The 20,314-nt window shown below is 56.5% G+C and carries 14 protein-coding genes and 1 riboswitch; of the genes, 4 read left to right on the plus strand and 10 right to left on the minus strand.

The features are described from left to right. The first annotated feature begins 131 nt into the window (after positions 1–131). Positions 132–284, plus strand: a riboswitch (FMN riboswitch). The 3 genes from PT279_RS05115 to PT279_RS05125 all read left to right on the plus strand — a co-directional run bounded on the left by PT279_RS05115 (position 269) and on the right by PT279_RS05125 (position 5,134). Further along, positions 269–898, plus strand: coding sequence for an ECF transporter S component (locus PT279_RS05115; RefSeq protein ID WP_277166213.1), 630 nt, complete (start codon positions 269–271; stop codon positions 896–898). It overlaps the preceding riboswitch by 16 nt. Positions 899–911: 13 nt before the next feature. Further along, positions 912–3,650 (plus strand): energy-coupling factor transporter ATPase, encoded by a 2,739-nt coding sequence (locus PT279_RS05120; protein ID WP_277166217.1) that lies wholly within the window; start codon positions 912–914, stop codon positions 3,648–3,650. A gap of 137 nt (positions 3,651–3,787) precedes the next feature. After that, the gene (locus PT279_RS05125; RefSeq protein ID WP_277166220.1) at positions 3,788–5,134 is read left to right on the plus strand and encodes an amidohydrolase family protein; all 1,347 of its coding nucleotides are present in this window, start codon (positions 3,788–3,790) and stop codon (positions 5,132–5,134) included. A gap of 204 nt (positions 5,135–5,338) precedes the next feature. Here PT279_RS05125 and PT279_RS05130 read toward each other — a convergent pair whose 3' ends face one another. The 9 genes from PT279_RS05130 to hisS form a co-directional block, all read right to left on the minus strand. Next, complete coding sequence (locus PT279_RS05130; RefSeq protein WP_277166223.1) at positions 5,339–6,331, minus strand: D-2-hydroxyacid dehydrogenase; 993 nt, start codon at positions 6,329–6,331, stop codon at positions 5,339–5,341. Between the two features lie 49 nt (positions 6,332–6,380). Next, on the minus strand, positions 6,381–7,796 hold the full coding sequence (locus PT279_RS05135) for a replication-associated recombination protein A (RefSeq protein ID WP_277166226.1): 1,416 nt from the start codon (positions 7,794–7,796) through the stop codon (positions 6,381–6,383). Between the two features lie 65 nt (positions 7,797–7,861). Next, positions 7,862–10,432 carry a DEAD/DEAH box helicase gene (locus tag PT279_RS05140; RefSeq protein ID WP_277166229.1) on the minus strand — a complete coding sequence of 857 codons (2,571 nt, stop codon included), beginning with the start codon at positions 10,430–10,432 and terminating at the stop codon, positions 7,862–7,864. Positions 10,433–10,520: 88 nt separating this feature from the next. Continuing rightward, the gene (locus tag PT279_RS05145) at positions 10,521–11,663 is read right to left on the minus strand and encodes an amino acid ABC transporter permease (RefSeq protein ID WP_277166232.1); all 1,143 of its coding nucleotides are present in this window, start codon (positions 11,661–11,663) and stop codon (positions 10,521–10,523) included. Between the two features lie 4 nt (positions 11,664–11,667). After that, positions 11,668–12,345 carry an ABC transporter permease subunit gene (locus PT279_RS05150; RefSeq protein ID WP_277166235.1) on the minus strand — a complete coding sequence of 226 codons (678 nt, stop codon included), beginning with the start codon at positions 12,343–12,345 and terminating at the stop codon, positions 11,668–11,670. Beyond that, a complete protein-coding gene (locus PT279_RS05155) occupies positions 12,342–13,196 on the minus strand; it encodes a glutamate ABC transporter substrate-binding protein (RefSeq protein WP_277166238.1) in 855 nt (284 codons plus the stop codon). The genes PT279_RS05150 and PT279_RS05155 overlap by 4 nt, the downstream gene beginning before the upstream one ends. Positions 13,197–13,341: 145 nt before the next feature. Beyond that, positions 13,342–14,124, minus strand: a complete 783-nt coding sequence (locus PT279_RS05160) for an amino acid ABC transporter ATP-binding protein (RefSeq protein WP_277166241.1) — start codon at positions 14,122–14,124, stop codon at positions 13,342–13,344. A gap of 302 nt (positions 14,125–14,426) precedes the next feature. Then, positions 14,427–16,226: an aspartate--tRNA ligase gene (aspS, locus tag PT279_RS05165; protein ID WP_277166244.1), complete on the minus strand. Its 1,800-nt coding sequence runs from the start codon at positions 16,224–16,226 to the stop codon at positions 14,427–14,429. A gap of 56 nt (positions 16,227–16,282) precedes the next feature. Beyond that, complete coding sequence (gene hisS, locus PT279_RS05170; protein WP_277166247.1) at positions 16,283–17,683, minus strand: histidine--tRNA ligase; 1,401 nt, start codon at positions 17,681–17,683, stop codon at positions 16,283–16,285. A gap of 91 nt (positions 17,684–17,774) precedes the next feature. Between hisS and PT279_RS05175 the strand changes: the two genes are divergently transcribed. After that, positions 17,775–19,358, plus strand: coding sequence for a DUF349 domain-containing protein (locus PT279_RS05175; RefSeq protein WP_348519372.1), 1,584 nt, complete (start codon positions 17,775–17,777; stop codon positions 19,356–19,358). 125 nt (positions 19,359–19,483) lie between these two features. Here PT279_RS05175 and PT279_RS05180 read toward each other — a convergent pair whose 3' ends face one another. Next, positions 19,484–19,930 (minus strand): hypothetical protein, encoded by a 447-nt coding sequence (locus PT279_RS05180; RefSeq protein WP_277166253.1) that lies wholly within the window; start codon positions 19,928–19,930, stop codon positions 19,484–19,486. Between the last annotated feature and the right edge of the window lie 384 nt (positions 19,931–20,314).

Raw genomic sequence — 20,314 nt, forward strand, 5'->3', positions numbered from 1 at the left:
ACACACGATGGCGGCAAAAAGGTTCCTGAAGCAATTCCTGAACACCTCTAATTCGTGCTGCACACATCTGTGTTTATCGGATTGCGCAAAATCGTTTGACTTTTGGCCACGCATACGGGTATAGATAGAAACGCAAGTTTCAGGGAAGGTGAAATTCCTTATTGGCGGTAACGACACTGTCGGTTTCAAAACGACAGCATTGCCGAAGCCCGCGAGCCGCGAAAGCGGTCGATCCGGTGAAAATCCGAGGCCAACGGTTACAGTCCGGATGAAAGAAACGGGGCTCATCATGAGCAATATTTCTGATACCCAAAATTCGTCTGATTCCCACTCTCAGGACAAGACGCAATCCTCGCACTCCACGGGAGTCGCCGACAAGGGTCGTTGGTCGACGCAACGCATCGCCATCTACGCCCTGTTCGTGGCGCTGGCGATGGCCGCCTCATTCATTGAGTTTCCCATCATGCCGGGCGTTCCGTGGCTCAAATACGACCTTTCCGGCATCATCTGCCTGGTCGCCGGCTTCGCATTCGGTCCGATGGCGGCGTTCATCGTCAGCGTGTTGAGCTGGATCCCGCACCTGTTCATGAACCCTTGGGGCGCCATCATGTCCATTGCGGTCTCCGTGTTCCTGAGCGTTCCGGCGGCCATGGTATACAAGCGCATGCGCACCCGCGTCGGCGCGCTTCTCGGCATTCTGGTCGGCGTCGTCTTCGGTCTCATCGCGGCCATCGGTGGCAATCTGTTAATCACACCGATTTACGCCCACATGACCACGGCCCAGGTCTTAAAGATGGTAATCCCGATTCTCCTGCCGTTCAACCTCATCAAGTTCGCGATTCACGGCGTGGTCACCTTCCTTATCTACAAGCCGATTTCCAATCTGCTCAACCGGTAGGAATCGACAAAATATGACCACGGTTCCCACTACATTCGTCGAAGACGGGCCTTCCATGTCCAATGACAGCGAAGGCTCGGCTTCGACGTACCGTTCCGGCCACGGTTCCGGCACAGACGGCAATCCCCGGAACATACATCCCATTCACGAAACCGGCAGCCCAAACGTTAGCGAGCCAAACGATGCCGACGGTTTCGCAGCAAGACTGAACGACATACGTTTCAGTTACGACGGCGGCAAATCATGGGCTTTGAATGGCGTCGACCTTGATATCCGCGTCGGCGAGCGTATTTGCCTGGTCGGCCCGAACGGATCGGGCAAATCCACGTTGGCACGCCTTGTCGCCGGCCTAGCGGCGCCCGATGACGGCTTGGTGAACTTGCTCGGTTATGATGTATTTTCTTCTGGCACACCTCATAGCGACCTATACCGCAAAGCCCGCAGGGATATCGGCGCGGTCTTTCAGAATCCGGCAGACCAGATCATCACCACGGTCGTCGGCGATGACGTGGCGTTCGGACCGGAAAACCTTGCGCTTCAACCCGACGAGATCACTTCGCGGGTCGACGAATCGCTCGACGCCGTAGACATGCACGATTTCCTGCTTGATGACCCATCACGTATGAGTGGGGGTCAGCAGCAACGCATCGCCATCGCCGGAATACTGGCCATGCATCCCAAGATGATCGTGCTCGACGAACCGACGGCGATGCTCGATCTCGAGGCGCAGCACGATGTGTTGCGCGTGCTCGACAACTTGCAGCAAAAAGGCACCACCATCGTCCATGTGACGCATCGGCCAGAGGAATTGAAACGGGCCGACCGCATCCTCGGTCTTGGAAACGGCAGATTGGTAGAGCTTTCGCAAACCCAGGCTGCATTGAAGCTTTCAGTGACCAATGCCGATGACACCGGCATGCTGAAACCCGATGGCTTGATTATTGACACCAATCCAGAAAAATCCGCCAATACAGCCTCGAAAGGCCGGCAAACGGCGAATGACGATACCGCATCGACAGATATGGCGAATCCCGAGATCGCTCGCAGTGAACCCGCCATCGCTTTCGATCATGTCTCGTTCCGCTACCCGAAATCCGACGTCGACACGCTGCATGATTTTTCCACGCGCATCGAGCAAGGCGAGGTTGTGGCCATCATGGGACGCAACGGCACCGGCAAATCCACACTGACCCGGCTGATGACCGCATTATCGAAACCCGATAGTGGCACCATCAAAGTGGCTGGCATTGACTTCGATTCCATGTCACGACGCGATAAGAAGGCGCTGCGTTCCAGCGTAGGGCTCGTGATGCAACAGCCGGAGCACCAGCTGTTCGCCGAAACCGTTCGGCAGGATGTGGCCTACGGTCCCAACAACCAAGGCCTGCCGCAGCAAGTGGTTAATCAGCGTGTGGATCGGGCATTGGCGTTGCTTGGTATCAGCGAACTCGCCGAGCGTTCCCCATTCTCGCTTTCCGGCGGGCAACAGCGGCTTGCGGCCATCGCCGGCATCATCGCCTGTGACCCGCGCATTCTTATTTTGGACGAACCGACCGCCGGTCTCGACGCCACCGCCAGCGAGCGCATCTACGCACTAGTCCGTACCCTCAACACGCACGGTGTCACAATAGTGCTCATCACCCATTCCCCGCGTCAGGCGCATCAGCTCGCTGATCGAGTCATCATGCTCGGTGAGCCTGCGGAAAACGATCATGGCGTAAATAGCCTATCCGGCAATTCAAATCAAAATGTAACCACACAAGAAACGCCAGAACCAAACGAAAACGGCCAGAAACGAGATTCAACTGAACATTCTTCGGCCACCGAACATTTCAAATCATTCAAGGTCTCATCTGCAGCCAATCAAAACAACCAATCCACCGGCAACAATCAATCAACCAGCACACGTCAGTCCGGCGGCAGCAAACAATTTGCAGATAACGATAAGACTTCCAAAACCGCAGCACAACCGAGCATCATCGCTTGTCTCGACCCGCGCGTGAAACTGGTCGTATTTCTCGTGCTGATGTTCACGTCGTTCATGGTCAGTTCCCTGCCACAACTTGGTCTGACCGCACTGATGGTCATCGTTCTTGCGGCCGCTGCGAAACTCGGCCCGAAACGTCTGTTCCGTTCGATGCGCGGATTTTTGGTATTGCTGTTGGTGATGGGCGTCATCAACATGCTCTTCGTACGTACCGGCAAACCTCTGGTGACCTTCTGGAATTTCCCAATCACCGACGAAGGCGTAATGGCCGCGGTACTCTATACCTGCCGTTTCGGACTGGTCATTCTGCTGGGAATCATCCTGTTGCAAACCACCACGCCCACGGCACTGACTGACGGATTCGGCTCTCTGCTTTCCCCGTTGCGTCGATTGGGCTTTCATACTCAGGAACTGGCGTTGGTGATGAGCCTTGCACTGCGCTTCCTGCCGACGCTGGCGGACGAGGCACACAACATCATGGACGCACAGGCGGCACGAGGCGGCAGCATCGAAACCGGTTCCCCCACCAAACGAATCAAGGCGATAGTCGCCATCATCGTTCCCATTTTCGCCGGCGCGCTGCGGCATTCGGACAATCTTTCGCTGGCGCTCGACGCACGTAGCTATGAGGAAGGCATTCACCGCACCCACTGGCACGCCATGCGTATAGCCGGCAAGGATGTGATGTTCATCGTTCTGTGCACACTGTATCTTGCCGTATTGCTGAGTCTTAAAATTGGGATTTTTTCGGTCGTACGACTATAGGCAAGCCTCTGGAACCTCCTGGTGACACCGGCAAAAACGAAATGGCAAATTTATCTCTTCCGCGATGTTGTTTTCCAAATCCTGATAGAGTGGGATAGAGCTTGTTTTTAAACTGTTTTGCCTATCAAGGAGACGATATGCACGCACCACGTAATACCGCAATAGAACCATTCGCCATCGAACATGCCAGTGTAGCCACCGGCGACGTTGACGGCCGTACCTTAAACGACACCACCATCGTGGTCGACGGTCTGGGCAAGATTCGCAAAATCGGCCCTTCAACCGCGGTCGTGGTACCTCCGGGCTACCACCGCCTCGACGGCACTGGCAAGTTCGTCTCCCCCGGTATGATCAATGGCCACACCCACACCTTCTCGCAGGGCAAACCGCTCGACCCCAAGGGTAGCACGCCCGAAGGCCAGCGAAAAACCGCGAAAATCATGCATTCGGCACCCGGCAAGCTCTTCATGTACGAGACCAGCAAGTCCAACATCATGACGCTGCTGAACTCCGGGGTCACCACGATCCGTACCGTAGGCGACGTCGGCTATGAGGTCGTCGCCATACGCGACCGCATCAACGCCGGCAAGATGGTGGGTCCGCGCATCATGGCCGCCGGCCCGATGCTCGCGATTCCCGACGGACACGGCGCTCCACTGGTTGCCATGGAAAGCAGCACACCTGAAGAGGCTCGCAGCGAAGCCGAATACAGCATCGACCACGGCGTCAACGCGCTGAAGATCGCTGCCACCGGCGGCGTCACTGACTCTCAGGTGCTCGGCGAGGCCGGCGCTCCGCAGATGACCGAAGAGCAGATGTGCGCAATCTGCGAAGCCGCACACGCCAACGACATCATCGTCGCCGCACACGCCCAAAGTGAGGAAGGTGTTCGTCGCGCATTGAAGGCGGGCGTCGATACCATCGAACATGGCTGCGCGCTAGATGACGAGCTGACCGACCTTTTCCTCAACAACCCGAACTCACTTCGCAGCTATAGCGCTTTGGAACCCACACTTTCCGCAGGCCTGCCAATGAAGTATCTTTCGCAGGAAACACTCAACATGACCGACATCCAGATGCAGAATTCAGTGCCCGTGGTCGAAGGCATGGTCAACGGGGCAAAGCAGGCGCATGAGGTCGGCATCAAGGTCGGCGTCGGCACCGACACCGCCATGCCGTTCGTGCCGCAGTACGGCACCTGGCGCGAAATGGCGTTGCTCGTCCGCTTCGCCGGTTTCACTCCTGCCGAAGCATTCCACGCCGGCACGCAGGTCACCGCCGAAATCCTGGGCTTAAGCGACGTGACTGGTTCCCTGGAGGTCGGCAAGTCCGCCGATCTGCTCGTCCTTGAAGAGAATCCGGTCGACAACCTGCGTACGCTTGAGAAACCACTGCTCGTGGTAGCCGCCGGCCACCCGATCTTCCATCCGCAGGTCGACCGTTTCGACGACATGGAAGCCCAGCTCGATGAGGCTTACAAGTAAAGCCTGATTTGTTTCAGGATTGTATACGAAGGAATCCGCCACTGATCATGTGCATCAGTGGCGGATTCCTTGTAGCTTCTTTATCGGTTATATTTCATTCATGTGGATTGTCTTATTGACGCCTATTCCAATCATCGAATCATAAGAATATCGAGCTTCTCTCAATCATCCGCAGAAAACAAGCAGACAGGACATACTTGGAACTCAGCGATGGGCATTGTCCTGGAGCGGCTCGCCATTGGCATAGCGACGAACGTTGGCCACCGCGATATCGACAATATGGGCATCATTGGTGGCCAAGTGGCTGCCGCCGGCGACATGCGGGGTCATGATGCAACGGGGCTCATCCCAAAGCGGGTGGGAAGCGGGCAGAGGTTCGGTTTCGAACACGTCGACACCGGCACCGCGAATCTCCTTGCGGTTTAAAGCTTCGGCCAGAGCATCATCATCGACCGCATCGCCGCGACCGCCGTTGATGACGATGGCATCTTTCTTCAGCATTGCAAGCCTGCGCGCATCGATCAGATGATGAGTATCGGCAGCCCTTGGCAAAGACAGCGCAACCACATCAGCCTGCGGCAACAGCTCGTCAAGCTCATCGAATCCGTGCATCTCATCAATGCCGTCGACGGGTTTGTTGGCGCTACGACGCACACCGACAGTATGCATGCCGGCGCCCTTGGCGAGACCCGCGAAGTGTGAGCCGATGTCGCCGGTGCCGATGACCAACGCGGTCGCGCCCTTCGGCGTGAGCACAGTACCTTCGTCCATCCATTGATGCGCTTCTTGATTTCGAACATAGAGCGTAAAGTTCTTCATCAATGCCCACATCATCGCGATCATGTGCTCGGAAACGGACTGGCCGTAAGCTCCAGTAGCACTGGTGACTGTCACGCCTTCGGGCAAGACGCCTGGCTTGATATATGCGTCGACACCGGCGCTCCAGGTCTGCAGCCACTCGAGGCTGGTGAATTGGTCGGCGATGGCCGGATCGAAGTTGCCCAGCACCGCCGTGGCTTTTCCTCGCAGTTCCTCGGGAATCTCTGCCCTGACCTTCATATCACCGTAGTGCTCGGGATCTCCACAGAATTTGATGGGCACATCTCCGGCCGCATCGAGGAAACGCCGCCTGTCCTTTTCGTCAACAGGTATGCAGCTGACGATAAGTTTTTCACCCTTGTTGGTTTTGTCTGCCATCGACACTCCTTAATTAATTTATTCTTTAATAATACTAACTATTTTTTGACTATTTGTTTTGAATCTCGCCGGACTTGTCGTCTGGCTCTTCTCGTCTTTTGGCGTTGTCTCCATGAAGGATCCCGCGAATCTTCTCCAGCCTCGGTCCGACCTCACGCTCATAACCACGATCGTTGGGATGGTAGTATTCGCGGCCAACCAGCTCGTCGGGCATATATTGCTGAGTGGCAACGGCTCCCGGCACGTCATGAGCGTAGACATAGCCTTCCTTGTTGCCCCAGTCCTTCATGAGTTTGGTCGGAGCGTTGCGCAGCCACAACGGCACCTGACCAATCATGCCCGAATCGACGTCGGCGAGCGCCTGATTGATGGCGTTGTAGCTGGCGTTGGACTTGGGAGCCGTGGCCACTGCAATTACCGCCTCCGAAAGGATAATCCGTGCCTCAGGCATGCCGACCATGGCAACCGCCTGCGCCGCGGCAACAGTGAGTTCGAGAATCTGCGGTGCGGCCATGCCAACCTCTTCAGCCGAGGCGATCATGATACGGCGGGCGATAAAACGTGGGTCTTCCCCCGCCCGCAACATGCGAGCCAGATAGTGCAATGCAGCATCCGGATCCGATCCCCGCATCGATTTGATGAACGCGGAAGCGACATCGTAATGGTCGTCGCCATCCTTGTCGTAGCGCACGGTCGCCGAATCCATGACTTTCGAGACGATATCGGGAGTGATAACCGGCTTGCGAGCACCTTTCTTGCGTTCCTTGTCACCGGTGACCGCACCGGCAGCCGCCTCGAGGATGGTCAACGTCTTGCGTCCGTCGCCTCCAGCCATGCGGATGATCTCATTTACCGCTTCGTCGCTGGCTTTCACTTCACCTTTAAGCCCGTGCTCACTTTCCAGCGCACGGGTGATCAAGGTCTTCAAATCGTCAGGTTCCAACGATTCAAGTTTGACGACCACCGACCGGCTCAGCAACGGCTTATTGATGGAAAAACTTGGATTTTCCGTGGTCGCACCGATGAAGGTGACATCGCGGTTCTCGACACTGGGGAGCAGCGCATCCTGCTGGGATTTGGAAAAACGGTGAACCTCGTCAATAAACAGCACGGTCTCCCGCCCTTGCGTCACCAACCGCTCATGGGCGCGTTGCAAGACGGCACGCACATCCTTGACGCCGGAAGTGACGGCGGAAAGCTCCTCAAAATCGCGTCCAGATTGTTGCGCGACGATATAGGCCAACGTGGTCTTGCCAACTCCGGGAGGACCGAACAGAATAATCGAGCTTGGCGCAGTCAGCGACCCTTTCGACGCGGGGCTGGCGAGCCTGCGCAACGGCGATCCCTCGCCCAGCACCTGCTGCTGGCCCACCACATCATCAAGCGTCGTCGGCCGCATGCGCACGGCAAGCGGACGGGTCACGTCTTCGGGCGCATCGGCGGCGCTGAACAAGTCTTCGGTCATGCTTTCACCTTACCCCACTATTCGAACATTTGTTCGTATACTATGCGAATCAAGCACTCTTCCTATCAGTCAAGCCCGTCGTTATTGACACGATAATCCAGAAAGACCACCTCGCCGCTTTCCTGTGTGGCATCAAGGTCGACAGTGCCGGTGATGGCCCAGTCGTGGTCGCCGTCGGAATCGTCGATAATCTGCCGCACTTTCCAGGTGTGCTCCTTGGCCTCGTTGCGATCATCCAGAATGAAAAGATCGCCGCTGCGGGCCTTTTGATCGATGCCGACATACTCGTGTTCGTCGTAGTAGTCGTCGAGCGCGTCCTCCCATTCGTGCACACCGTAACCCCAGTCCTTGTCGAGCGCACCAAGCTCCTCCGGCCTGTCCTGATCCATGAGCTGGATACGGCGGAACATGGCGTTGCGGATGAGCACGATGAGTCCGCGTCTGTCCTCCACCACAGCAGCCTTGCCACCCGGCGCGGCGGCGGTCAGCGCGGCGCTTTCAGCATCGGCGGCGGAATCGCCTCCGGCATTCTCCCATTCGTCGACCAAACTGGAATCGACGGAACGCACGACCACACGCAGCCAGGAAATGATGTCTTCCAGCTCGTCGTTGCGTTTTTCGACGGGGACGGTACGCGCCAACGAACGGTAGGCGTCGGAAAGGTAGCGCAATAGCGTGCCTTCGCTCCTCGCTATGTTGTAGCGGGCGATGTAGCCGGTGAAATCGCTGGCCGTCTCCACCATGTCGCGCACCACGGATTTGGGACTGAGCTCGTAGTCATTGGCCCACGGCACATCGCGGCGGTATTCGTCGAAGGCGGCATCAAGCATTGCCTCGAGTGGCTTGGGCCAGGTGACTTCCTGCAGCTTGTCAATGCGCTCGTCGTAGTCGAGCCCATCGGCCTTCATTTCGGCCATCGCCTTGTCACGAGCCTGCCGTTGCTGGGCTTTCAGGACCTGTTTCGGGTCTTCGAGCGTCGCCTCGACCATAGAGATGACATCCAGCGCGTAGGTATCGGATTCCGGATCAAGCAGTTCCAGCGCCGCCAAAAGGAACGGTGAAAGCGGCTGGTCGAGCGCGAAGTTGTCCGGCACGTCGACGGCGAGGAAGTAATCCTTGCCACCACGGCCGTTGTCTTCCGCTTCGATGAAAGACGAATCGAACATGGTCTGGAAGATTTCGTCAGCGCGCTCGTACAGATGTTCCTTCTGCTCGGGGGTCTGTGAGGAGTCGTCGATGAGCTTGTCGATGCGGGCCCGCGCGTCGCCACCCTGTGCCACTTCGTTCAAGACCATGGAATGGCTGATTTTCATATGTGGCACAAGGGTTTCGGGTGCGGCTTCGATGAGCTTGTCGAACGTCCCCTTGTTCCAGGTGACGAAACCCTCCTGCGGTTTCTTGCGCTTGATCTTCTTGAGTTTCTTCGGGTCTCCGTTGGCTTTGGCGATGGCTCGCGCATTCTCGATCTCAAATTCAGGCGCCTCGGCCACCACCAGACCTTCGGTGTCGAAGCCCATGCGTCCGGCACGTCCGGCGATCTGATGGAACTCGCGGGCGCGCAGCTTGCGCATCTTGAACCCGTCGAATTTGGTGAGCTGGGTCAAGACGACCGAATGAATCGGCACATTGATGCCCACACCGAGCGTATCGGTGCCGCAGATGACCGGCAGCAGGCCTTGCTGGGCGAGCTGCTCAACCAAACGCCGGTAGCGCGGCAGCATACCCGCGTGATGGATGCCGACGCCGGTACGCAGTAGCCGTTGCAGAATCTTGCCAAACGCCGTTGTGAAGCGAGTTCCTTTGATGGCTTCGGTGATGGCCTTACGTTGCTCCTTGCTGGAGACACCAGTACTGGCAAGCGCCTGTGCGGTTTCGAGCGCTGCATCCTGTGAAAAATGAACGACATAAATAGGAGTATCGCTGCGGTTGAACAGCAGTTCCACAGTACCGGCAAGTTGCTTATCGGTGTATTCGTAGCTCAGCGGCACCGGTCTCGGCGCATCGTCGATGACATCTACATCGCGCCGAGTAATGTCCTCGAGCTTGTCGGCGATGGCGTTGACATTGCCGAGCGTCGCGCTCATCAAAAGGAATTGCGTTTTGGGAAGCGTCAGCAGCGGCACCTGCCAAGCCCACCCGCGGTCAGCATCGCCGTAATAATGGAACTCGTCCATCGCCACACAGCCGATATCGGCGTTCACGCCCTCACGCAGCGCCTGATTGGCCAGGATCTCCGCGGTGCAGCAGATAATCGGCGCGTCGGAATTGATGCTGGTATCACCGGTAATCATACCGACATTGTCACGTCCGAATGCCTCGACCAAATCGAAGAATTTCTCGGAAACCAAAGCCTTGATGGGCGCAGTGTAATATGAACGCCGTCCGGTACACAGCGCCGCAAAATGCATGCCCAGCGCCACCAGCGATTTGCCGGAACCGGTAGGCGTGCTCAAAATGACATGGTCACCGGCCAAGAGATCCATGACGGCCTCTTCCTGATGCGGCCACGGATCAATCCCCTTGACATCCTTGACCCATCCGAAGAACCTATCGTAAATCTCGTCGGCGTCGATATTGCGTTTCTCGTCCCCGTCGCCGTCCCAACTTGGTGCCAACTGACCTAAACTCTGTGCCATAATCCCAACTCTATCGTCCGCTCACTACGGAAAATGGCGACCATCGGAAAACCGATAGCCACCATTTCATACGATTTGCAGCTGCTAACTACTTATCGTTTTTACCCTTGTCCGGCTTGTCCTCGTGCGGATGGGACTTCTTGCCCGGCAGCGGGATGTCAGGAAACTCGACATGATCAGGTTCCTTTTCGCTTTCGGGATGCGTGGCGTCATAACCCTGTTCGTAGCGGGTCTGCCTCCAATGACGGACCGAAGCGTTCGTGCCGCGATGATGGACATGATATTTACGAGGCACACCGCCGTAACGATCTTCGTCCACTTCCTTGGCGACCGCGATCTGATTGACGTTCGAAGCATCCATGATGGCGATCGGCGCAACCGGCTCAGGTTCGGCCGGAGCGGCGGTGCGGGCCTGCATACGGCTCGGCAGCCATTCTGCAAGCTTGGACAGCAAGGCGCAAACGATGAAGTAGACCACGCCGGCAACGACCAGCGTCTGCAGGATGTTGAAGTACATCGAGCCCAAGCGGCGCGATTCCTGCAACAGATCCGTATACATGATGATCGAGCCGAGAGCCGTGTCCTTCAAGACCACGACCAACTGGGTGACAGCGGCCGGCAGCATAGCGTAGACCGCCTGAGGCACTTCGACCTGCATCAGGGACTGCGTGGTGGTCAAGCCGAGAGCCAAAGAAGCCTCACGCTGGCCTCCAGGCAGGTTGCCCACGCCGCTTCGCACCAATTCCGCGACCACTGAGCCGTTGTAGAGAATCAGGCCCAGCACTACGGCCCAGTAGGACGCGCTTTGGATGCCCATGAAGGAGAAAAGCCTCCAGAAGAAAATCATGAACATCAAGACCGGCACCGCGCGGCAGAATTCGACGATGACGCCGGATACTGCCCGCACGATCCTACTCGGCAAAAGCCTGCCGATGCCGAAGATCAGGCCGAAAACGACCGATCCGATGACTGCAAGCACTGCGGCTTTGATGGTCATCCAAAGTCCTGGCAAATAGAAGTCCGTCCAGGCCTCACCGTCAAGCGCCGGCTTCCAAAGCTCCCAGTCCAGCTGGTTCTCGCCATCCGGTGGGTTGTGCAGGCGCATGAGGATGAGCACCACGAGAATGGCGACGATGATGCCGCCGATCCAGTTGGCGATGCGAATGGTGCGTTTGCCTTTCGGCCCCGGCTCATCAAAGAGCACGGATGATTCGTTGTTGTTCTTGCTCATGCGTTCACCTCCGTACCGCGAGCTTGTTGGAAAGGAATGTGGTCAGTGCCCCGATGGGTATGATCAGGATGACGTAGCCGAACGCGAAGATCAGGAAGATGGCGACGATGGAGTTCGCATGGAACTCGATCATCTCGCTCATCAGGCTGGACGTTTCCGTAGCAACCGATGCGGCCGCAGCGACCGTCGAGTTCTTGAGCAATGCGATCAACGTGTTGCCAAGTGGTGCGACGGAACCGCGGAAGGCCTGCGGCAGAATGATCTGCGTGGCCGATTGCATGAAGTTCAATCCCAAGGCACGTGCGGCTTCGGCCTGTCCGAGCGGCACGGTGTTGATACCGGAACGCAGGGATTCGCAGACGAAGGCCGCCGTGTATAGCGACAAGCCGGTGACAGCGAGCCAGAAGAAGTTGGTGGCGAACGAGTTGGAGAACGTCAGCTTCAGCTGGGCGAATGCGCCGAGCACCATGAAGACCATGATGATGGTCAACGGCATGTTCTTGAAGAACTCGACATAAGCACCTGCCACAGTTCGCAACGAGGAAATCGGGGAGATGCGCATCATCAGGAGGATGACTCCCAATATCAGCGAGAACAGCGCAGACCAAAGCGTCAGCTCGATATTGACGAGGAAGGCGCCAGGCACATTGTATTGGCTGAACAATTGCATGAATTCATTCATTTCGCGGCTCCCGTCTTTCCGAGGTCCGGCGTCGGCGGATTGTATTTCATATTCGGCTTATATTTCACACCGCGCGTATTGTCGTTGATATAACGCTGCCAGGAGCCGTCTTTCTCCATTTGGGCGATGGCCTTGTCGATCTTCTTGGCGAACTTGATATCGCCTTTCTTGACACCGACACCGTAATATTCCTGTGTGAACGGCTTTCCGATGAGTCGCAGCCTGCCGCGGGCGTTGGAGGCGAGACCGGCCAGAATGATGTCGTCGGTGGTTACCGCATCGACGATGCCGCTGAACAGCGCCGTCGCGCATTCCGCGTAGCCGGGCTGCTCCATCAGCTGCACTTTGGACGAGAACTTCTGCTTGACCACTTCGGCCGATGTCGAGCCGGTCACCGAGCAGAGGCGCTTGCCGTTGAGGCTGTCGGGTCCGGTGATGTCATGGTCGTCCTTGCGGACCATCAGGTCCTGTCCGGCAACGAAGTACGGCCCGGCGAAGCTGACGGCCTTCTTACGTTCGTCGGTGATGGAATAGCTGGCGACGATCATGTCGACGTCACCGTTCTGCAGCATGGCCTCACGCTGCTTGCTGGGTGCTTCTTTCCAGACGATCTCGTCGTCGGAATAGCCGAGTTTGCGGGCGATGTAGCGCGCCACATCCACGTCGAAACCGACGTAGGTGCCAGATTTCTTGAAGCCGACGCCGGGCTGGTCGAACTTGATGCCGATGCGGATCTTGCCCGCTTCGTTGCCCGAGCCGCACGCGGCCACGGTGAACACGCATGCCAAGGCGCAGAAAGCCGCGAGGACCCTGCGCCAGATGCGCGAAAGATGGTTGAATGATGGTTTCATAGACTTTTGCTTTCCCGATACTTCCCCATTCGCCTTTTAGCGGATTAACGATTGATATTTCATATTGTTTTCGAAGCGCGCACCATGCTTAACTGTCGAATTCCATTGATCTGAAAATCCGATTTCGGCGCACACGCGCAGGGAGTCAGTGCGTAAGGATCTTGGAAAGGAAGTCTTTGGCACGTTCGGTCTTCGGATGGTCGAAGAACTCGTCGGGCGTGCCCTTTTCCAGAATCTGACCGTCCGCCATGAAAACGATATGGTCGGCAGCCTTACGCGCGAAGCCCATCTCGTGGGTCACGCAGATCATGGTCATGCCTTCGCTCGCGAGCTTGATCATCACGTCGAGCACCTCGTTGACCATTTCCGGATCAAGGGCGCTAGTGGGTTCGTCGAACAGCATGATCTTGGGCTGCATGGCCAGTGCGCGGGCGATGGCGACGCGCTGCTGCTGGCCGCCGGAAAGCTGCGAAGGCATCTTGTTGGCCTGGCTCTCCACTCCGACGCGGGCCAGAAGGTCCATGCCTAGGTCGTCTGCGTCCTTCTTGTCCATGTGACGCACCTTGACCGGCGCGAGCGTGACGTTCTGCAGAATCGTCTTGTTGGCGAACAGGTTGAACTGCTGGAAGACCATGCCGACCTCGGCGCGCAGGTTGGCGAGCTCCTTGCCTTCCTGCGGCAAAGGCTGGCCGTCGATGCGGATGGTGCCGGAATCGATGGTCTCGAGTCGATTGATGGTCCGGCACATCGTGGATTTACCAGATCCGGAAGGCCCGACGACGACTAGCACTTCGCCCTTGTTGACCTTGAGATTGATGTCTTTCAAGACATGGAGTTTGCCGAAATGCTTTTCGACGTGCGAGAGCTCGACCAGTGGATGGTTCTCGTCCACTGTCAGGCCCGACGCGCTGTTTTCGCGCGTTTTCATAGTGGTTTCTTTTGTTTCAGACATGAAAAGTAGTATACCTGCACACTGTTACCACATAGTTACCAGCGAAATTATTGGTACATATCAGCAATCATTGCTACAAGGGCATTACTCATGATTAATTATCATGCCAGATTATTTTATAACACAAATTATTGCATATCATAAAATGGCATCGCTTCTCACCATATGCGGTTTACTGCCGGACATCAGATGTCCGATATGTAAATGTGTCCAGCTCAACATGAACTGGACACATTCAAACAATTCCTTGCCCTAGCAAGAAAACGAATACAGCCGAATCAGTCTTTATCCTCATCAGGATCGTAATCGACACCTGTTTCGGCGCGCTGGGCATCCGAAATCGGGGCCGGGGCACCAGTGAGCGGATCGCGGCCGCCACCGGCCTTCGGGAAGGCGATGACGTCACGGATACTGTCGGCACCGGCAAGGATGGAGACCGTGCGGTCCCATCCGAGTGCGATGCCCGCGTGAGGCGGTGCGCCGTATTTGAAGGCCTCGAGCAGGAAGCCGAACTTCTCCTGGGCTTCCTCTTCGCCGATGCCGAGCACGTCGAGCACACGTTCCTGGATATCGTTGCGGTGGATACGCACCGAGCCGCCGCCCATCTCCTCGCCGTTGCAAACGATGTCGTAGGAGTCGCTCATGGCGTGTTCCGGATCCTTGTCGAATTTGTCGATCCAGTCGGCACTCGGCATAGTAAATGGATGATGCATGGAGGTCCACTTGGAATGGCCCACGGCCACATCGTCGTCGTCCGGGTCGTCAGTGCGCTTGAAGAGCGGGAAGTCGACCACCCATGTGAAGGCGAACTTCTTCGGATCGAGCAGGCCTGCGCGGCGGGCGATCTCGACACGGGCAGCACCAAGTAGCAGCTGTGACGACTCACGGCTACCGGCAGCGAAGAACACCGCATCTCCATCCTTGGCGCCAACGGCCTCTTTGAGCCCGTTGCGTTCCTCATCGGAAAGATTCTTGGCCACAGGCCCCTTCAGGGTTCCGTCGCCAGTGAACTGGACATAGGCGAGACCCTTGGCCCCGCGCTGACGTGCCCATTCCTGCCATGCGTCGAACTGGCGACGCGGGGTGTCGGCTCCGCCTTCGAAGACCACAGCACCGACGTAAGGCGCCTGGAAGACGCGGAACGGCGTGTTCTTGAAGTAATCGGTGAGCTCGACGATCGGGTTGCCGAAACGCAGGTCAGGCTTGTCGGAACCGTACTTATCCATGGCGTCCTGCCAAGTGATGCGGTCAATCGGCAGTTTAATGTCGTAACCCTGGGTCTTCCAGATGGCCGCGATGACCTTTTCGGCCATAGCCATCACGTCTTCCTGATCCACGTAGCTCATCTCCATATCGAGCTGGGTGAACTCGGGCTGGCGGTCAGCACGGAAGTCCTCGTCGCGGTAGCAGCGTGCGAGCTGGAAGTAGCGCTCGACACCACCGACCATGAGCAGCTGTTTCAGGAGCTGCGGGGACTGCGGCAGCGCGTACCAGGAACCCGGCACCAAGCGTGCCGGCACCACAAAGTCGCGCGCACCTTCAGGCGTGGACTTGATGAAGGTCGGGGTCTCCACCTCGGTGAAGTCCATATCCTCCAACGCATGACGTGCGGCGCGGGTCATGTCGCTGCGCAGCTTGAGGTTCTTCTGCATGGAAGGACGACGCAAATCGAGATAACGGTACTTCAGACGAACATCCTCGCCCGGAAGCTTGTTCTCGGCCTCGTTCTCGAGGGCGGTGGAAACCTGGAACGGCAATGCATCAGCCTTGGCCAGTACCTTAAGGCTCTCGACCACAACCTCGACCTTGCCGGTGGAAAGGTGCTCGTTCTCGTTGCCGTCCGGGCGCTCACGCACTTCTCCGACGACCTGCACCACGAATTCGCTGCGCAGCGGGCGGGCGATCTCCTCGTCATAGATGACGATCTGCACCAGGCCGGTGCTGTCGCGCAAGTCGATGAAGGCGACGCCGCCGTGGTCGCGCCTGCGGTCGACCCAGCCCGCAAGGGTTACCTTTTGGCCGATGAGTTCCTCGGTCACTTCAGTGGCATGGTGTGTTCTATAAGCCGTCTGGCTCATGCTCCCTCTATTCCTTATCTACTAACCGCTTGAAAACCGCGAAAATCCGCGCTCTTTTACTTGTCCAAAGAGACGGTTTGCTGAGCATACACAGTATCGGGGTGCCATGACTTGACATCGGCAGGAACCTGCTCGCCGGTGATGATGTTCTTCACCTCGTCATGATCGCTGCCCTCGCCGTCACCCGATGCGTCCGCCGGGAACCAGACATACGGGATGCCAAGTTTGTCGGCGTATTTGATCTGCTTGCCCAGCTTCGCGGCCTTCGGCGCCACGTCGGCGGCGATGCCACGCTTGCGCAGGGCAGCGGCGATGTGGTTGCAATTCAGACGATCGTCCTCGTTCCAGACCGCGATCATAACGGATGCCGGCGAAACACGGGAGGCGTGCGCACCGGCGGTGTGCAGCATATAGGAAACCAAACGTGACAAACCGATAGAAAGACCCACGCCGGGATATTTCCTGCTGCCTTGTGAAGCAAGGTTGTCGTAACGACCGCCAGAACAGATGGAGCCGAGTTCGGAAGCCCCATCGAGGAACGTCTCGTAGACGGAACCGGTGTAATAATCAAGGCCACGGGCGATCTTCAGGTCCGCGATGACGGAACCAGGACGGGTGATGGCCGCTTCGTCGACAATCATCGCCAGCGTGTCAAGACCTTCGCGGGCGAGCTTGTAGGCGTCGCTGTCCTGAGCGATATCGTGCTTGGCGCAGAGCTCATCGAACTTCTGCAACAACTCCTTGCCATCGGCAGCGGTCAATTCCGCCAATTCGAGGCAGGCTCGAGCCTGTGCCTCATCGGCGCCACATTCGCTGACCAGAAGCTTGACCACTTCGTCGGCACCGATCTTGTCGAGCTTGTCGATTTCACGCAGCACGCCTTCGACATCAGTCAGGCCAAGCCCACGATAAAAACCTTCGGAAAGCTTGCGATTGTTGGCATGTACGGTTGCCTTGGGCAGGCCGAACTGACGCAGTTCCTCGAGTGCCTGCACCATGACCAGCGGAAGTTCGACCTCATAGTGGTCTTCCAATTCGCCGTTGCCGATCACATCGATATCGGCCTGAACGAACTCGCGGAAACGCCCTTCCTGCGGACGCTCACCGCGCCAGACCTTCTGAATCTGCCAACGCTTGAACGGGAAGGCAAGCTGGCCGGAATGCTCGACCACGTAGCGGCTCAGCGGAACCGTCAAATCGAAATGAAGACCGAGGCGACGCTCAATGGGCGTGTTGGATTCGTGGCCTACTTCCTGGAGACGAGACAGGAGATAAATCTCTTTGCTGGTCTCACCTTTTTTCAAGAGACTCGAGCCTTCCTCCACCGCTCTGGTCTCGATGCCAATGAATCCGTTGAGTTCGAAAACCCTACGGACCGTGTCGATAACACGCTGTTCGACCACCCTTTCCTGAGGTAGCCATTCCGGAAATCCTGAAATTGATGCGCCTTTTGCCATAACTCCCTATAATAAGTGGTGTTGTGGAAAAATGAGGCGCTCGTCTCGGACCCGCAACACCTGTTACACGAAGACTCTCAAGGAGCTGGCCATGGCCGACGAACAAGTCACTGAACCCCAAAACACCAATGAATCCAACGCGCAGGCAGCGCAGCCTGCCGCGGACGCACAGGCCAGCGCCACGTCCACACCCGCAGAGCCGGCGGCCCCACAGGCACCGGTTGAAACTGAAACGGCCAAGGCCGAAGCGCCAGCTGCGCCTGCTGCTCCGGAAGCACCAAAGGCCAACGACACGCCGACTGCGCCCACTGTGCAAACACCCGCACCTGCCACACCAGCCAAGCCCACACCGAAACCGCATGTCCCCTCCCCTTTGGCTTTTGCCAAGAAACCAGCGAAGCATCCGGTCGCAGCCCCTGCTCATACCTACTCTGAAGCCGATGTGAAAGCCGCCAAAGCCTTCGGCCGCGTCGATGAAAAGGGCACCGTCTACGTCAAGGAAGGCGAAACGGAGCGTGAGGTCGGCGAGTTCCCGGGTGCGACCAACGAGGAAGCACTGACGCTCTACGCACGCCGCTATCTTGATCTCAAGGCCAAGCTCGACCTGTTCGCCACGCGTCTCAAGGCCGCGAATATCAAGCCTCGCGAGATTGACGAGTCCATCAAGACGCTGGGCGAGGAAACCACCAACCCAGCCATCGTCGGTGACATCCCGGCGCTCAAGGCCCAGTACGAGGAGCTGAAGAAGGCTGGAGAAGCCAAGAAGGCCGAACTCGCCGAAGCTCGCAAGGCCGCGCTCGAGAAGGCCATCAAGGAGCGTACCGCCATCGTCGAGAAGGCCGAAGCGCTGGCAAATTCGCTTTCAGAGAACACGAACTGGCGTTCCACCGCCGACAAGTTCCGTTCGCTCTTTGAACAGTGGCAGGAACATCAGCGCACCAGCATCCGCATCGACAAGCCGACTGCGGACGCCCTGTGGAAGCGTTTCTCCGCCGCCCGCACCACCTTCAACCAGCACCGCCGTAAGTGGGCGCAGGCTCGCGACGCCTCCCGCGAAGAGACCAAGCGTGTCAAGGAAGAAATCATCAAGGAAGCCAACGAAATCAAGGATTCCACCGATTGGGGCGCCACTTCGCACCAGTTCAATGAGCTCATGGACCGTTGGAAGGCCGCCGGCCGTGCCGGACGCAAGGAAGATGACGAGCTGTGGGCCAAGTTCCGCTTGGCCTGCGATGTCTTCTTCAACGCACGCCAAGCCGATCGCGACCAGATGAGCTCGAATGAGAAAGACAACCTCGCCAAGAAGGAAGAGCTGCTGAAGAAGGCCGAGGCTTTGGTGCCGGTCGCTGATGAAAAGGCCGCCAAGAAGGCGCGTCAGGCTCTTGCCGACATCCAGGATGAGTGGGATCAGATCGGCTACGTGCCCCGTGAGGACATGCACCGTATCGAAAGCCGCCTCGACGCCGTCGACAATAAGATCAAGGCCGTCGAGCAGGCTGCTTGGCAGAAGAGTGACCCCGAGGCCGATGCCCGCGTCTCCAGCTTCGAGGCCCAGCTCAAGGCTCAGCTCGATGAGCTCGACGCTCAGATCGCCGCCGAGTCCGACCCAGCCAAGAAGTCCGAGCTCGAGGCCGAAAAGGCCACCAAGGAGCAGTGGCTCAACGCCGTGAAGTAGGCGCTAAACTTCCATAGCACTATAGAAAGTGGCTTGCATCATCGATTTGGTGCAAGCCACTTTTCATAATCGTTTACTTTGCAGCTTCAAACAACGCTCTTTAAATTCGTAAGAGGTGGAAATGATTATTTCGAATCTGTTTTCTCTTCATAATCAAATAATTGCGGAAGCCCGCCTACAGTTATCAGAAGAACAATGAAACCAGTGAAAACCCAAAACAGAATCCATAAAATTACAGAAAATATTCCTGTAAATTTTTGTGCCTGAATAAACAAGAGATATGAAATGCCTCCCCCACCTATAGCTATAATGAAAATAAGGATGAAATTCGTTTTGTTGATTCTACGTCGAATTTTATGAGAAATACGTTCCTTATATTTTTTAATTTCAATTTCAAGTAAAGAATCCATATTCTCTGCAGCTTTTGTTCCTGTGGATAACTTCGAACGTAACTCTGCATGTCGTTTAATGCGTCGAAAATCTCGCCCACCGCCTAAACCTTCCACAATGAAGCTACGTAAAACAACAAGAGATCCAGGTAAAATGCCTATGAAAACAGATAGATTATTCATTAACCAATTTATCATTTTCTGCCCTGTCTCTTGCTTCGCTTACGAAAATTTTTATATTTCAAAATCAACTCTCATATTTAATACCGACAAATTTGTATTATCTATTTTAGAACTCAATTAATGAACCAGCGTTCTTTCGGATAATTATGATCACGATAATTTGTTGGAGAAGGTAAGAAATGCATGATTTAACTGCATGGGCGATGAAAGTCTTCTTCATATCTGAGATATCTGCTTGGCATCTGCCTATGTAATCTCAATGAAGCAGAAGTCAGAAAAACATTGGAACCAATCAAGCCACATCAATCATCGAAACTTCATTGGTACGAAATGTCTGATTCTCAACGAAGCAGAACCACAAAGATACTTTCCAATCTTCCATTG

It is taken from the genome of Bifidobacterium sp. ESL0784 (assembly GCF_029433295.1).
Taxonomy (GTDB): domain Bacteria; phylum Actinomycetota; class Actinomycetes; order Actinomycetales; family Bifidobacteriaceae; genus Bifidobacterium.